Here is a 16,030-nt window from a genome sequence, read left to right on the forward strand (position 1 = left end):
GCGAAGTTGCGCGTTGCGCTGCCTGACCACATACTGACCGGCACATGCGAACAAGAGCGCTTCGATGCTGACTGTCGATCAGGGTGCCGCTTCGGTGCCCGGTATCGCCGGATCTGCCGTGTCCCTGCTGGCAGCAATCCGTACGCGCTCGCGATCTACCGGCGCACCGTTCGCCCGCATCTGTTCACGTGGCTCATCTGGTCGGTCGTCACGGCGATCGCGGCCGCCGGCCAGTTCGTCGCAGGTGCCGGACCATCTGCATGGTGCGCGGCGGCGATCGCGCTCACCTGCTTTCTGACTTTTATAGCTCAGCCTTGCTACGTGGTCGTCGATTCGGGCGCTTTTGCGCCATTCTGGTGATGACGTTTATTGTTGAATTGTTGCATTCTTCATCAGTCCACCGACGAAATTCGCCGTCGCCTTCTCAAGCGCCAACGCTTGCAACTGCTGCTGAATCGTCGCCTTTGCGGTTTCAAACGATGGCACCTGCGTCGGTCGCTTCGCATCGACCTTAACGATCGCACGTGGGCCATTCACGTCATTGCCAAGCGCGATCGACTGCGGCGTCACGCCGCCTGCGGGCAATTGCGTAATCGCCTGTGCAACGGCGAGTGGCAACCCTTGCGTATTCCCCTCTGTCACCGGCGTCTTGAAGCTCAGCCACGGCAGCTCACCGCCGGCCGCAGCGGTCGGCGCCTGACTGTACTGTCGAGCCAGTGCATCGAACGACTGACCCGCTTTCAGGCCGGCCAGGACCGTCGCAGCGGTCGCCGCATCTTTCGTCACGATGATGCGCGGCTTGATCTCCTCCTTTCCGAGGGACGCAACGATTTCATCGTACCGCGCCTTCACTTGTGCATCGGAGACCGGCTCCGGCTTCACGTTATCGCGCACGAACAGTTGCGTCTCGGCAGTCGATTTCGCAAGCTGCATGGCCGCCTGCACTTCGGGCTTGCTGCCGTAGCTCGCTTTGTCGGCCGCTTGCTGAATCAGGACGCGCGCGATCAGTTGATTCTTGATCGCTTGGCGAAACTGCGGCGTATCGGGCTGGCGCGATGCCTGCAGCACGGCGTCGACCTCGGCCTTGGTGATCGGTGTACCGTTCACCGTTGCGACGGCACCCTCGGGCAACGCCGAGGTTTGCGCTTGGACAGGCAGCGCCAATTGCCAGGCAATCGTCGTCGCGATCAGAATTCGGTTGAACGTCGTTTGCATGCTTGATGCTCCTGCTTGTAAAGAAAGGCACAGCAACCTCAGTCGCTACGCAAAGTGTCCGACACTGAGGGGCAATCGGACACGACCAAATCCACTCTAGTAAAACCAGTTCAAGGTGCCGAGTACCAGAGTCGCCTTGTTGCCCAGTGCGGCCGGCTGTGTCAGCGCGCGACCGACCAACACTTCGCCCGACAGCGACTGCTTGCGACACTGCCATTGCGCACGCAGGCCCGCCCCGATACCGGCGAGCGTCGGGAAGCCCGACGCACCGATCAGGCTCGTCTTGCCGGCATCGAGGAATATGTACGGCTCGATACGGCCGTCCTTCCACATCGGAACGTTCACCCACGCGAACTCGTTACGCGCATAGAGGCCACGGTCCCCCGCGATCTCGCCCGAGCGAAAGCCCCGGATCGTATCCATGCCGCCGAGGTAGAGCTGCTCCGAGCCGTACAGGGCCGTATTCGTGTACTGGCCGCCCAACACGCCCCGATACACCAGCACCGCGCCATTCAACTTCGGCAGCGGCAACGTAACCGTTGCTGTCGCATCGAGCTTGGTGAACTGGCTATGCGCCGCGTCGCGCGCAATCCCATGCTCGTCGTGGTTTGCACCGAACCACGGCAGGCCTTGCGACACGCCGCCATTGACGGTGAAATTCCCCTGCGCGTCGTTCATCACGAACTTGTGCAGCCAGTTCCCGCCGATTCGGAGCACGGCGACGCGCTGCGGATCGAGGTCTGCCCCGTTGATGGTCCGGTCGGTGCGCCGCCACGACAGCGTCGTGTCAATGCTGGTGATGTCGCTTACCGTTCTGCCGACCAGATAGTTCCAGCCGAAAATATGCGACAGCGTGCGGCCATACAGCAGCGCCGTCGAGCCGATCAGTTGCTGGTATTCCGAATCCGCGATCGTGTAGCTAAAGGTATTCCGCCCGAACGGCACGGCGAACGATCCTACCAGTGCGTTGCTGTCCTGACTGTCAAGGAAGTTGAGACTCAGCGATTCCTGCAGCCCGATCAGGTTGTTTGCTTCGACGCCGGCCCGATAGCGCGTAACGCCCGTTGCCGAACTGCCGTAGTTGTCGACACCGAGATTGAAATACAGCCGGTCGCCGGGCTTGTTGTCGATCGCGACAACTGAATCGCCGGCATTCTGGCCCGGCAGGATCTGCACCGCAGCCTGATTGCGGCGCAGGCGGTTGATCTGCGCGACTCCTTGATCGATGTCAGACAGACGGAGTGGATCGCCGGGCGACACCGGAAATGCATTCGCATAACCAACGTCGGTGAGCCAGCCGCCGCCCGCCGACGCTTCACCGGGCGTGAGGCGATGAATCGGCTGCCCGTTGACCAGAAAACCAGCGACGTGGCCCACCTGAATCGTGACCCGGAGGGTGCCGGTCGACAGATTCTGTTTGCCAAGCAATGCGCGCGTCGTCACATAACCCGACGAGACGAATGTATCCGTCAGGCGCTTCAAGAGCACATTGATGCGGTGCGTGCCGAGATCGTGATTCGTGAACTCAGTGACGACGGCATCGAGTTTCGCGCGCGACACCCCGCCAGGCGACTCGAACGGCTTACCGTCGGCCGATTGCAGCAGGATCTCCCCGATCCGAAATGCCGGGCCACTTTCGACGATCGCGTCGACAGGCGTACCGGGTGGCACGTCGAGCGTCGTATCGGACGGCGGCGGAATCGTCACCGAAGGCGGCGGTTGCTCGAGCTGACGCTGGCGCGCCTGTTCGCGTTGCTGTTCAATGATCAGTTGCGCGGGGTCCTGCACCGGTCGAACCGCCGGAGGCACCGATTGCGCATGCGCAGGCATGTACCATGCTGCGAGGCTCGCGACCAGTAGCGGCAGCTTGTATCGAGGGAAGACGGGTGCTTTCATCGTTGTTGTGCGTGCAGAAACCCGTGAACCGATGTGGCGTTACCGGCGGCACCGCTCATCGACGCGGCGAAAACGACCGTGATTGTCAGAACAGCGGCGACGCCCATTTCGAGGCGATTTTTCGTTCGATAGCTCATTCGCTCAACGCCACCACCACGTCGTCAGGCCCAAATGCTGATCGATCGAAACCGGCGTTCTCGACGGCGCACGCACGGTAGTGATGCCGCCAGTAGCCGTCACTCCCTTTGCGCCGCTGAACGAGCCGCCGTCGATCACGCCGTCTCCGGTCAGAAAGACCTGCCCATTCGCGGCGAAGCCGCCGCCGATATCCATCGCGATCAACTGCGCCCACGTGCTGCCAAAGAATGCCTTGAAGCCACGATCCTGATTGATCGCCGAGTATCCGGTCACTCCCTGCGCATAAGTGATCGGCGCGTCGACCTTGATGTCACCCGTCGCAAAGACATTGCCACCGACGTTGCGCGCGACTGAGCCGCTCTTGATCGAGATGTTGCCGCCCGCCGTGGATTGCGAATCGCCGCTCGCCTGAATCGTGCCGCCGTAGGGCGTGACGTTGCTCGACGCGTTGGCGTGACAAAAGATCCAGCAGCTGCGCGAGTAGTTCGCCTTCCCCGAGAACACGGCCGCATTCGTGAACGCGTTCTGCGCCGCAATGGCGACATCACCGCCAGTCGCTTGAATGACGCCGCCCGAATTCGTTACGTTGCGTCCGGTGATCGTCAACGGCCCGCTGGTCGTCGCGAGATAGGCAATCTGATCGGGCCGATTGACGGTACCGTAATCAACGTTCACGCCGGTTGTCGAATGCGTGAAGAAAAGGAAGCTGCCGCCTCGATCCGTATAGGCTGTTGGCTGGCCGCCATTCGTGCCACCCGAATGGTCGATGACGTTCAGCACGTCGCCGGCCGCCGTCAGGCTCATGCCGCCGTTGGATGCGATACGCGCGTTATCGTTGATGATGTTGCCGCCCGCAGTCAGCGATGTCTTGCCGTTGGCCGAGAAAATGATGCCCTGATTGCCGTCGCTCGATCCGTTGAGAATATCGCCCGCCGCGCTTAGCGTCAGGTCGCCCCCGGAAGGTGTGCCGTTTGCCGTCGTACCCGCCTGAATCACGCTGCCGACGTTCGTAATGGTGCCGCTGCTCGTCAGGTTGACGGCGTTGTTTGCACTCAGCGTCGACGGGCCGGCCGCATCGTCCGAAAGCGTAATCGAGCTGGCGTGGACCGTCGCATTGATCCCGGCGCTCAGTTGGGCGCCCTGTAGCGTTACCGCGCCGGTCGTCGCGATCGACGCGTCGTGTGCACCGAAAAACTGGTTGTCGGCAATCTTTACGTCGCCGGTAGACGTGACCACGGCATCGCCCGCGTTCGCGTAGAGCTTGCCGAGGCTGCGCACGCCGGCGCCCTGATCGGTGATGATCAGTTCCACTCGGCCGGCCGTGAGTCCGCCGGCGGCCGTGATGTCGACCGCGAGCGAGTCGCTTGCCGCTCCGGGGGAGGTCATACCGATCAGCCAGTCGTGGCCGTTATCGGTTGGCGACATGCCCCCGTTCCAGCTCGTGGTGCTGCTGCCGACTGTGCCGCGGACAAAACTGGGCACACCGGTCTTGTTGTCGTAAGTATTCGTCACCGGTCCGTTCACGGCCAGTTGCTTTGCGACCAGATCGAGACCGATGAGATTGCCCGTCAGGCCGCCAGCACCGATCGTGATTGTGCCGCGATCCGTGTTCAGCACGACGTTGCGCTGCACCGTGCCGGGCGCGAGCGTCACATCGGCGAAGCTCACCTGGCCCGTCGACAGCACGACGTGGCCAGTGTTCGTGAAGCTTCCGCCGTCTACCGTCACGCCGTTCGGATTGGCCAGAATGACGTTCGCGCGCGGTCCGAGGACGTTGATGTTGCCCTGGATTAGCGACGGGTTTGTGCTCGTGACCTGGTTGACGATCGTGCGCGCGTTGATGCCGACGTTGTTCAGATCGGCACCGGCTTTCGAGACGTTGAAAGACGAGTAGGTATTGTTCGAGACACCGCCGACCGAAGGAGCAATATTGACCGTTTGGCGACCACCCGCGCCCGCCGAAACAGACGTCGCCGTACCACCGTCTGGAACGATGGTTCCGGCGAATACAGCATTCTGCCAAACCGGATATGACATCATTAGTAGTATTGAGAAATGCTTGGCGTGCACGAATCGCCCGATTTCGTTGACTTTCATCATGTCACCCCGGCGTCTTCTTACTTCTGGCTTGCGCTGGCGGATTGCGTTATTCCGCGGCCGGTTAGTAACGCGGTGCGGAACAGTGGCACGAAGCTCATGAGCGCCTCATCGATTCCCTTGATGGCGTTGGGCAGATCCTTCACCAAGTCGGCATAAAAAGGATAGACAAAAGGACCATTGTCCTTGACATTCGAGGCGGAGTTAGAGCCGGTATTTTTATTGACGCCGCCACCACCGGAAGTCGGATTTAGATGAGTGGGAATCGGGAAAAATATATTCTGCGAGAAAATTGGTTCAAACGTTGCCGCCGAAAAAATTCGAATTTGGCTATTAACCGATCGAACATATGGCCAACCCAGCCCTTGTGCGCCATAACCGGTGGTAGCCGGCGCAATTAAAATCGCATCCGCTCCCGAATACGCGTCACCCTTCAATGTCGGATGCAACCAATCTCCTGCAATTTTGGGCATGCCAGCCTGAGCAAGGTTGACTTCCTTCACTTGGTAGCCTTGCGCTCGTAGCTCGGCCTCCAGTGCCTCGATGTACTTGCGGTTCAGTCCGGTATCGCCAAGCTCACTCTTGACGAGATCGTTGAAATCCTTGTTGGCACGAGTCGATACGGCCGCCGCCCCGCCGGCGATTGCCCCGCCGACAGCCGCAGCCAACAGGCCCACGCCAGGAATCGGAACGAATACCGGCCCCCCGGCCGTAACGGCAAAATACGCCGTGGGCCTCGACACATCGACCGCAATAGTCTTGACCGTTGACATTTTTTGCGCATCGAAATCGTAAGAGGGTTTCGATGCGCACGCACCAAGTAGCAAACTCAGCACGGCAATCGCAATGGAGCCACGAATCTGAATTCTCGCTTTCATCCCAATATTTTTCATTTTTCACCCACCGTTATCGGCCACTGTCGAATCGCCAGTTTCACCCAAACAACCCCCGCCGCTCGCGACACTACATTAATACTCTGAAATTGATCCTCAACACCAAATAGATTCCTGTCGATTCATTTTTTATTCAGAGGGAAAATATAACCCCAATATTTTTATTTAAAGCAGCACCAAGAAACCCTCGAAAACTCTCCAACTCCAAAATGAGCGTTTCCGCCAATACTTTAATTGTAAGCGGCTGCTTTTCAGCGGTCCAACGATATACAAATTCAATGTTACAATTTCCGTTCCGTTGCAATTCATGAATCCGCACCTCGAGAGCCTCGATAACTTCCGACACTATCGACACATCAACTTCATCCTCTTCAAATTGATCAAATGTTGTACCGTTTTTCGCGTTGAAGTTTGACCAAAAATTTGACGAGAACAGCCACTCAGACAACGTCCCGGACAACCGCAACTCGCTTGATCCATCAGCTATTGACACTCGAGATTCGTGCATTCGCATCACATACCCCTTACTTTGCTGGATCGGTATTGTTGAAATGGGTAAGTCCATTTCGTACACCATTCGGAATACCTGTCTGCGTCGTCTTGTTTGGGCCGATCAGCGGTACATTGTTGGGAATCGCGTTGCCACTCTGGTCCAGATACTGCCCCGCAGAATTCTGCACCCGATAATAGTTCCCCGCGTTGTCATACACCACGGACATGCCCGTCGTTGAGTTCGAGTAGATGGTTTTGCCAGACGTCGTGTATGTCACGACGGGATTTGCTCCGACAACATTCTGAACCGTTTGCCCGAGTGACCCACTTGACCAATTACCACTATTAGCTGTAGCTCGCGCGGCTCCTTGAGGATTGTAAGCCGGTCCATCTGCACTACCAGCCGACACATTACCTGCAGCGCCCGCTGCTAGCGGCCCCCCTTGAACCGTCTGCGCTACCGGTTCAGCACCTGCCGGGAACCCAGCAGCACCTGCGCCATTGCCTGGAACGATTGGCTTTGTCTGCTTCTCGGCATCGATTTGCATGCCGGGCTTGCCGCCGATTTCATCCGAATGCTTGCCAGCAGAGTTGTTGAGCGCTTCATTCTGTGCCGCAGTAGCGCCACCCAGCGCATTCTGGCCCGCTATTCCCGCCAGCCCCCCTCCGGTAAAACCGGCGATAGTCGCAAGCATCGCCATCCCACCACCATCAAGGTTGCCCGCGCCACCCAACGCCGCCACGATAGTCGGAGAAAGTGCTGCACTGACTGCTCCACCAATCGCACCACCACCACAGCCCTGTCCCGATGCGGCTCCAGCAGCACAACCAAGCGCGGCGTGAGCAAGCCAGTAACCTGGCGTGCCGACCTCGAACGGAGACCCTTGTACGCTTGCCGCATTGCCGATCGCGAACGCCGCGGCTGCCGCTACGTTCGATACTGCACTGTTGCGCAGATTGGTCAGGAAACTGCCGCCCTCAATCGCCGTCTGCACGCCGGCCTGTAGCACCGACTCGGCGGCAAGCGCACCGACTGTGGTCGGTAATGAACCCGTTGCTGCACCAGCTTGCGGCACGAGCGTATTGCCTACCGACTGAACGCCCGCCAGCGACGCGAGACTGTTCGGCGAAGCACTCCATGACCAGCCCGGGGTGCCGCCTTTGAACGTAATGCCGTTCGTCAGGCCGGCCGTGAGCCCAGCAACGCCCCCGGTTTCAAGCATCTTCCCGACACTGAATGCGCCACCGGCATTCAGCTGGCTCATCGTGCTGTTCATCATGCCGGCGAAAGCGGCCGACAACGCGACGTTGGCCGTTCCCGCATCAACCGCCGCCGTCGTCACAGTCACTTCGGTCGCGCCAATCGCGATCGTCGATGTGCTCGCCGGCACCGCCGCAGCAAATGCCGTCCCCGACGCAGCAGACGCCATCGCCCCGATCGCAGCCGATGCCGCCATCCCCGACATGATCGAGAGGCCGGTAATGACCGCTGTCATGAAGAGCTGGTCGTACCACGCGTCACCGTCGACAACGTCCGTGTGCAGGTTATCGGTGACCGTCTGCTGCGTAAAATTCCCGCCGAGCTTCGTCTTCAGGTCCGACAGCATCTGCTGCGTTGCGGCCTGATTCACGCTACCGTCGGCATTGACCTGCTGCAGGGCCCCACCGATCTGCGCGATCGACTGCGCATTGAGCTGATAGTTGGCGGCCGACATGAAGCCGCCTTGTTGCACTACGGTGCCCGTGGTTTGCAGGAGCACACCGTCCTGCCCGGTCTGAGAAATCGTGCCGACGTTCGTCGAACGTTGCTCGTTGGTCAGCGAATTCGTGTTGACCGTCAGGTTCTGCGCCGTGACGGTCCCCGTATTCAGGATGCTGTTCGCATAGTTGAGCGTGACGTTGGTGCCGGTGATTTCACCGTCAGCGTTCACCACCGCGAAGTTCTTCGGCAACAGCACTTCCGGCATCAACGCCTGCACCGTCGGGCACGTCGCGCCACCGGTCGTGCTGCAACCTGGCTCCGGCACCGACTGCTCGACATACCAGAGCATCGGATGATCGACCATCGCCAGCTGTGCGTCCGACAAATGCGTGCCGAGCGCGATGTTGTGGTCCTTCGCGTACTCCAGTGCCGCACCGTAAAGTGCCGCCTTGTCCTGATTTGCGATCGACGCCTGACTCGTGCTGTCCGTGGCGCTCGTCGTGCTATAGAAACTGCTCTTGCCGGTCGCCTGCAGCGCCGCCTGCTCGATCTGCTGATTCTCCGTGTACGGGTCGTAGTAGAACGGGACATTGCCCGGCTGCAGATTCGCCGGCAGATTGGCAATCAGCGACGCTGACGAAACCGTGTCCACGACCTGCACAGCCGGGTTGTTCGTCAAGTACGTGACCGTCGTGGATTGGCCCGAGATCGTCTTGACGGTCGCGCTCAGCGGCGTAGTCGCCTGCGTGACGATCGGCGCTACCGGCGTGCCGACGGTCCGTGTGCCGATTGGTGTGTTCACCGGCAAACCGGTTGCACCCGTCACCGACGTCGGCTGACCATTAGCGTCGACGACCCGTCCGAACGCGTTGACGGACGTCGCCAAGCCGCTCGGTGTCGTTACCGGCCCCAACGAAATCACCTGTCCCGACACGACAGGCGGCGGTGTAAAGACGTTCGGATTCGTGATGCCGTTGACGAGCTGCGAGCCAGTCAGCGCGATGGTCTGACCGATCACGTTACCGGTGTTGGTGAGCGTCGGCGAATTCATCGACAGCGAGTTGCCCGCTTGAATCGTAGCCGGCACGAAATCCGACATACCGACGTTCGACGGCAAGCCAGGGACAGCCTGCGCATCGCCGAGGCTGAAAGCACCGCCGTACAGGTTCTGGCAGGTCGCGGCTGAACCTTGGCAGCCCCACGTGCGAATACCGGCCGGATTGCCCGTCCAGTACGCGCGCAGATACTGGTTGTCGCTGGACGCGCTCGAGCTGGCGTTGATCGTCGCGGTATTCAGCGCCGTGACAAGACTACCCGTATTGCTGAACACGCCCGCCGTGATCGACAGGTTGTTGTTCGCGGTGATCGTCGACGGCTTGGCGGACTGTACTTCGATATATGCTTCGCAGTTCTGCCCGCATCCCGTGTATGGCGAAGCGGTGCCGTAGTTCTGATGAACCGTGACTGGCGCGGCAATCGTGTTCGTGACTACCGCGGCGTTGAGAGTGACGTTGTTACCCGCCTCGATCGCACCCGAGGTGTTGCTGACGCTCGATGCTTGCGTCGTAGCATTAGCCGTCGTGCCCGCGCCACCGATCACGACGTCGTGTGCAGCGACCAGATTGCCATACGTGTTGTTGACTTGAGTCGCTGCAATGACGATGTCGTGACCTGCCGTTACGTTACTGTTGGTCTGCTGGTAGCTGTATGTCTCCGAGTTCGGATTAGTCGTGATCAGTGACGAACAGCCTGCGTTGGAAAAGCCGGAGGCACATCCCGCCGTGACGGTCTTCGAGCCGACGTTCGAGCCTTGATTCGTGAAGCTGGTTGCCTTCACGTTCACATCATTGGCCGCAGACAGCGTACCGGCATTGGTCAGGTTTCCGCCTGACAGATTCAGATTATTACCGGCAAGGATCTGCCCGACGGCTCCTTGCGTCGTAGTGCTCGACGAGACTGTTTTCAGTTGCACCGTACCCGGCGCACCGATCGTGTATGTGGCCGGTGGTGTCGGCGTGCCAACCAGACAGCTTCCCCCAACGCACTGGTACGTGCCATCCGGATTCGCCGTGCCAGCCACGCCAATCGGTCCGGATTTCTGCAATGTCTGCAACGACGTCAGGAACGCATTCAGAGAAGCAGCATCAACCGTGTCCGTCACCGACGATGTGAAACTCGAACCGCCATTCTGGAGCTGCTGCACATCCACGTTGGCATCGCGGCCAGCGCTTACGGTCCCGCTCTGGTTGTTAAGCGTATTGGCGGTCAGCGTGAGGTCGCGGCCAGCCGCAATGATCGAAGGCGTGACGGTCGCGCCGGTCGTAGTGGTGGTCTCGGTGACCGTCGGCAAAGCCAAGGTCTGGACCGCCGTTGCGCCCGAAACCGGCGTCGACGGCGACTGGATCACCCACATGGCGCCGCGAGGAGCATTGCTCGTGGGCACGAGTGCGAACTGGACCGATCCCGACGTCGCAACCGGTGACGACGGATCCCCCCAACCCTGATAGGTCAGACGGTTGACCTGTGTCGACCAAACGGTCGTGTTGGTCGGCTGCTCGCCCCCAGTCGACAAGAGCCCGCCGAGCGTGGCCGGCAGCGTTGCCTGCGAAAGGGTCAGTGTTCCGCCGTCCTTGCCGAGGTTATAGATCGCATAGATCGTTTCGGTGCCGATCTGCGTGGCCATCAATAGCCCCGCGTTGTCGACCGTCTTCGTGGTCGTGGTGGTCGTGACCGACGCTGCGGCAGTATTGTTGATATTGTTTGCCGTGATCGACAGATCGTTCGTCGCAGTCAGCGTGCCGCCTGCGTTCCCAAGGTCACCACCCAGGTTGATCGTCGCGTTACCGCTGCCGGCCGGGCTATTGCCATTGCCCGCCTTCGTCGTACCTCCTGAATTGTCATAGCTCGAACCGGTGATCGTCAGCGTATTGGCCGCTTGCACCGTTCCGGCATTCGTGCCCGAACCGTTCAGCGTGAACGCCTCATTAGCCGTGACCGTACCGCTCGCCGCGTTGGCGAGCGTTCCGTTGATCGTCAGGTCGTTGCCATTGATTGCACCCGTGTTGCCCACCGCGCCGTTCAGCGTCAGTGAACCCGTACCTTGGTTGATCGTGCCGACGTTGTTGATGCCGTTGGCCGACGAGACCGTAACGGCCGTTCCCGGCAGCGTCCACGTACCCGAATTGCTTACCGACTGGGCGGACAGGTTCAGCCCGTTGCCGCCGTTAACGGTCCCATAGCTGGCTACCGACGGATCAAGCGTCTGGTTCGGCAGGTTTAGCGTCGCGACGTTCTGCCCGAGAATCCGGCCGTTTGTATTGTCGAACGAACCATTGCCGCCCGTGACCGTCACGGTCGTATTGCCGACTGCGGTGTTCGGATTGTTGACGTCGCCCGAGTAAATGAGGCCGTTCCCGTTGCTCAAGCTGCCGGTCGTCAGATTCAGCGCATTCGTCGCGAGCAAACCACCCCAGTTGATCGTCGCGCCCGACACGCTGAAATTTGCGGTCGGCCCGTAGATTGTTCCCGAGTTGTTGAGGTTTGCCGCAGTGACGGTCGCCGCCTGCAGCGATGACAGGCTGCCCATGTTTGTGACGGTCGTGCCCAATACACTCAGATTGCCGGCCGCCATCTGCGTGCCGACGTTCGTTACCGTGCCACCGGCGACCGTCGCGTCACCCTTGAACGCTGCGGTGCCACCCGTCGTCACGCTCTGCGTGCCAGTGATCTGCGTCGTGCCACCCACCACGGCGTTCGCGGTCGTGACGTTCGCGCCCGACAGGGTCGCGTTACCGCCCACCGACAACGCCGGTGCCGTTGCGCTGAAGGGTTGATTGAGCTGCCCCGCCGACGTGTCGAGATTATTCGTCGCTGTTGCGGTCAGATTCCCGCCGACCGCGACGCCCTGCGTCGTGATGTTCGTCGCCGTCAGGCTCGCATCCTTCGAAGCGGTCGTCTGGCCGTTGAGCGTGAGGTTCTGACCGGCGTTTAGCGTCGCCTTCCCAGCCGTCGAGACCGGACCGGCCACCGTCAGATTGCCCGCCTTCGCATTGGCGCTCAGATCGCCCAGGCTCTTGACGCTGCCTTGTGCGTTGAGGTCCGTGCCCGCAGTGATCGTCGTCGCCCCGCCCGAAAGGGCATCTTCAGCGATCGTCGCGCTGCCGTTGGTCGCCGTCAGCGTGCTGGTACCGACCGCCGTCGTCGCACCGACCGACAGGTCTTGACCGGCCGTCGCACTCAGATTGTTGCCGGTCTGAATCGCGCCGGAGATCGCGATGTTGTTGCCGGCATTGAGCGTCGTGTCGTTCGCGACGCTGAGACCGCCCGTGCCATTGATGTCACGGCCCGCCGTCACGCTGGCGTTACCGGTATTGCTGACCGCGAGACCACCGTTCAGGTTTGCATCGCGCACAGCGGCGATCGTCGTGCTCTGACCGCTCTGGAGGCTACCCGCGACGGTCGCGTCCTGCCCGGCATTGATGTTCACCGCGCCTGGCGTCGACACCGCACCCGCGACCGAGACGCTGCCCACGCTCGATCCGATCGTTGCGTTGCCGCCGCTGTAGACCGTACCGCCCAAGCGGACGCCCTCCTTGCCGCTGGCGTTGAATGCACCGAGTGACACGATGCTGCCGGTCGTCGAGAGCGATCCGCCGTTGGCCGCGAGCGTCATGTCTCCGACCGACGCGGCCGTGCCCTGCACGTTCGTATTGCCGCCCGACGTCACGCTCAGATTTGCGCCGCTCGTAATGTCGCCGCCGAGCGTCGTATCCTGCCCGGCCTGAATCGTCACCGCGCCCGGTGCGGATACCGTCCCGCCGAAACCCGCGTTCGTACCGGCCGTCGCGTTGACCGTGCTGCCGCTCTGCACCGCGCCATTCAGCCCGATCGACTGACCGGCATTCAGGTTCACTGCGCCCTGCGACGACGTGACGTTCCCTTGACCCGTAATCGAGCCGGCTTGCGCCGCAATCGATACCGGCCCCAGAGCCTGCACCGTGCCGCCCACGGCCGCATTCTGGCCTGCCGTCACCAACAGCGCTCCATTCGACAGCGCGTTGCCATTCACGGTCGCCGAACCTCTCTGCGCGGCAATCGTGGTGTCGCCCACGCCCGATACCTGGCCGTTGACGGTCGCGTTACGTGCGCCCGCCAGCGCGACCGTGCTGCCGCCCTGCACCGCACCGTTGACCGTCAGGTCTCGCCCGGCCGTCGCCGATACCGCGCCCGGTGCACTCAAGCCGCCTACCGTGAGGTCTCCGTTGGTCGTCTGCAGCGCGATATCATGCGCGGAGAGCGAACCGATCGACATCGACTGGCCCGCCGTGAGATTGGCCTCTCCGTGTGCGGCAACGGAGGCGGCATTCAGATTGCCGCCTGCGGTCAACGCGACGTTCTGCCCGGCCGACACCGAACCCGGCGCATTGATGTCGCCGTTCGCGTTGACCGTGTAATTCTGGTTTGCGAGCGCGGTGCCGTTGATCGTTGTGTTGCCCGCGCTCGTCAGCTTCACGTTCTGGTTGGCAAACGTTTGACCGACCGTGACGTCGCCATTCGAATTGACGACGACGTTCCCCGCCGTCGCGGTCAACGGACCTTGCATGTTGGCGCCAAGACCAGCCGCAGTTTGAACGATATAAACTTGCCCGGCGGTGACCGATCCAAACTGGTTCGCGTCGATCGCCAAGCCGTTCGGCGTCTGAATGGCCGTGACGTTGTTCGGTAAGCCGTTAGCTGCAGTACCGTATGCGGTGCCGGTATTGCCCGTTGTGGTCGGAGTGACGAGCTGGTTGCCTGTCACGACGTTGATGCGTTGATCCGCGCGGATCGGGGCCGCCAACGTCACCGTTTGCCCGATCAGGTCGATATTCCCGACAGTCCCTTCGATCCCTGTTCCCGGGCCGTTTACGCCTGCCGGTCCGTTGATCGAAATGTTGCCGGATCGAACGTCGTACGCGACCGCACCCGCATGTGCGAAATCGGTCGGTGTGCCACCGATGCCTGTGATGAATTGTGGCGTGCCGGTCGTCAGCGTGAGATTCGGGATATTCGTCAGCGACAACCCGTTTGTCGATATCCCGCCGGGAGCCGCGATCACGATCGGCGCCGCAGCACCGAAGGTCTCGAGCGGTCCGTTCAGTACCGCGATATTGTTCGACGTGACCTGGTTGATGATCAACGACGCAGGTCGACCGTTCAGATTCGGGTTCGGGCCAAGCGTACCGCCCAGCAGAGGCGTACCCGGAATCGTGCTGTTATTCAGCACGAGGCCTTCGGGTCCCACGTTGAACGACTGATACTGTCCGAGACTCACACCATTGGAGTTCGGCGCCGGGATATTGATAGCGGGGACGCCCGAGCTAGTCGCGGTCACCGTCGACTGAAACGGGATCGGCGCGCGTGGATCGATGATCGGCGCAGCATGCGCAGTTTGGTCGATCAAAAGCGCTGCGGGGCTGAGATACATCACGACCGACATGACCCATGCGGTCGCCTTGACCCAAAGCGCATGCTCTTCGCTTTTCAGCGAAGCTTGGTCGAAGATAATTTTCTGTTTGGCCGTTCCCCGTTGAACGTGCCGAGCTTCTATTTCGCGCATCAGTCGGCGCATGGTTGGTCTCACTCGGTATTTTCCGCAGATGTTCGCACAGGCAAAACCGAAGGATGGTCAACAATTGTCATAACATTACCTGCCATTAGACGCGTCGTTATTACAAAGCGCCTTCACGACGATTAAGGCATAGAACCTTAAACGATCCGCAGCATGATAAACATGAAATTGCTTGGTTATTTTTGAGATTGATTTATTCGAAAAAAGAAGCTCTCGACTGGAACGCCGCACGCCCCTGCCTGTCGTGGCCTTCATGCCGAGCCACATCGGCCATACAGCGCCTCAGAATCGGATAGAAAGGTTAGAAAAGGTTTCAGTTAACTAAAATCTACTCGACAGATACCTCTCTATTGAGAGTATTGAGAGGCAATGGCTTTTCGCGGCAGCGGGGGTAACACGCATATGTGGTGTCAGTTGATTCACACGACACCTGCAATTTTTATGAGGTGCTGCGTTGGGTTCTATCAACTCAGACTTGAATTTCGCTCGGAGCCGCATCCAGGCTATCCGGAGAAATGGCTCGACTTGTGGCAACAGGATCTCGAGATCTCACCGGAGGTAATAGAAGGATCGATCGGCTACGTCGCCGAAGCCGAAGGAACGGTCATCGGATTCTGGATCCGGACGCCAGCGGATTCAGATCGCCCGACGCCCGGTTGGCTATTCGTCCACCCGGAGCATATGGGGCGGCGCATCGCCCGCGCGCTATGGGAGGATATCCGGAAGGAAGCGGCAAGGAGATAGATCAGAAGCTTCGTGATCCAAGCGGATCCGAATGCCGTTCTGTTCTGTCTGATGCTCGGGGCCGAGAAAATCGGTGAAAAGGAGTCGAGCGTGCTGCTGGCAAAATCTTTCCGATCGATCGGAAATCCGGATGCCTCGCTGCACGCGCATTTTCGTCGCTGCAAATGCAAAAACCCCCGCCTTTCGGGCGGGGGTTTTTGGCTTAGGGAGCCTGACGATTACCTACTTTCACACGGGAATCCG

8 protein-coding genes and 2 pseudogenes are annotated in these 16,030 nt (G+C 60.4%); 3 read left to right on the forward strand and 7 right to left on the reverse strand.

Going from position 1 to position 16,030, the window contains the following annotated elements:
- Positions 1 to 64: 64 nt before the first annotated feature.
- A pseudogene (locus PL79_RS22205) lies at positions 65 to 309 on the forward strand (hypothetical protein); the annotation flags it as partial.
- Positions 310 to 366: 57 nt separating this feature from the next.
- Here the strand turns inward: PL79_RS22205 and PL79_RS22210 are convergent.
- From PL79_RS22210 to PL79_RS22235, 7 genes are all read right to left on the reverse strand, one after another.
- A complete protein-coding gene (locus tag PL79_RS22210) occupies positions 367 to 1,215 on the reverse strand; it encodes a peptidylprolyl isomerase (protein WP_044847202.1) in 849 nt (282 codons plus the stop codon).
- Positions 1,216 to 1,311: 96 nt separating this feature from the next.
- On the reverse strand, positions 1,312 to 3,045 hold the full coding sequence (locus PL79_RS22215; protein WP_044847201.1) for a ShlB/FhaC/HecB family hemolysin secretion/activation protein: 1,734 nt from the start codon (positions 3,043 to 3,045) through the stop codon (positions 1,312 to 1,314).
- Positions 3,046 to 3,107: 62 nt separating this feature from the next.
- Positions 3,108 to 3,248 (reverse strand): hypothetical protein, encoded by a 141-nt coding sequence (locus PL79_RS36220; RefSeq protein ID WP_193759866.1) that lies wholly within the window; start codon positions 3,246 to 3,248, stop codon positions 3,108 to 3,110.
- Positions 3,249 to 3,252: 4 nt separating this feature from the next.
- The gene (locus tag PL79_RS22220; protein ID WP_052664776.1) at positions 3,253 to 5,289 is read right to left on the reverse strand and encodes a two-partner secretion domain-containing protein; all 2,037 of its coding nucleotides are present in this window, start codon (positions 5,287 to 5,289) and stop codon (positions 3,253 to 3,255) included.
- Positions 5,290 to 5,366: 77 nt separating this feature from the next.
- The gene (locus PL79_RS22225; protein ID WP_135801120.1) at positions 5,367 to 6,224 is read right to left on the reverse strand and encodes a hypothetical protein; all 858 of its coding nucleotides are present in this window, start codon (positions 6,222 to 6,224) and stop codon (positions 5,367 to 5,369) included.
- 148 nt (positions 6,225 to 6,372) lie between these two features.
- Positions 6,373 to 6,804: a hypothetical protein gene (locus tag PL79_RS22230; RefSeq protein WP_135801121.1), complete on the reverse strand. Its 432-nt coding sequence runs from the start codon at positions 6,802 to 6,804 to the stop codon at positions 6,373 to 6,375.
- Positions 6,764 to 15,043 carry a two-partner secretion domain-containing protein gene (locus tag PL79_RS22235; RefSeq protein WP_235879312.1) on the reverse strand — a complete coding sequence of 2,760 codons (8,280 nt, stop codon included), beginning with the start codon at positions 15,041 to 15,043 and terminating at the stop codon, positions 6,764 to 6,766. The genes PL79_RS22230 and PL79_RS22235 overlap by 41 nt, the downstream gene beginning before the upstream one ends.
- Positions 15,044 to 15,484: 441 nt before the next feature.
- Between PL79_RS22235 and PL79_RS22240 the strand changes: the two genes are divergently transcribed.
- Complete coding sequence (locus tag PL79_RS22240) at positions 15,485 to 15,787, forward strand: GNAT family N-acetyltransferase (protein WP_442861566.1); 303 nt, start codon at positions 15,485 to 15,487, stop codon at positions 15,785 to 15,787.
- A 12-nt stretch (positions 15,788 to 15,799) separates the two neighbouring features.
- Positions 15,800 to 16,030: pseudogene (locus tag PL79_RS37220) on the forward strand (hypothetical protein); the annotation flags it as partial.

It is taken from the genome of Burkholderia sp. USMB20 (genome assembly GCF_000949135.2).
Lineage (GTDB): Bacteria > Pseudomonadota > Gammaproteobacteria > Burkholderiales > Burkholderiaceae > Burkholderia.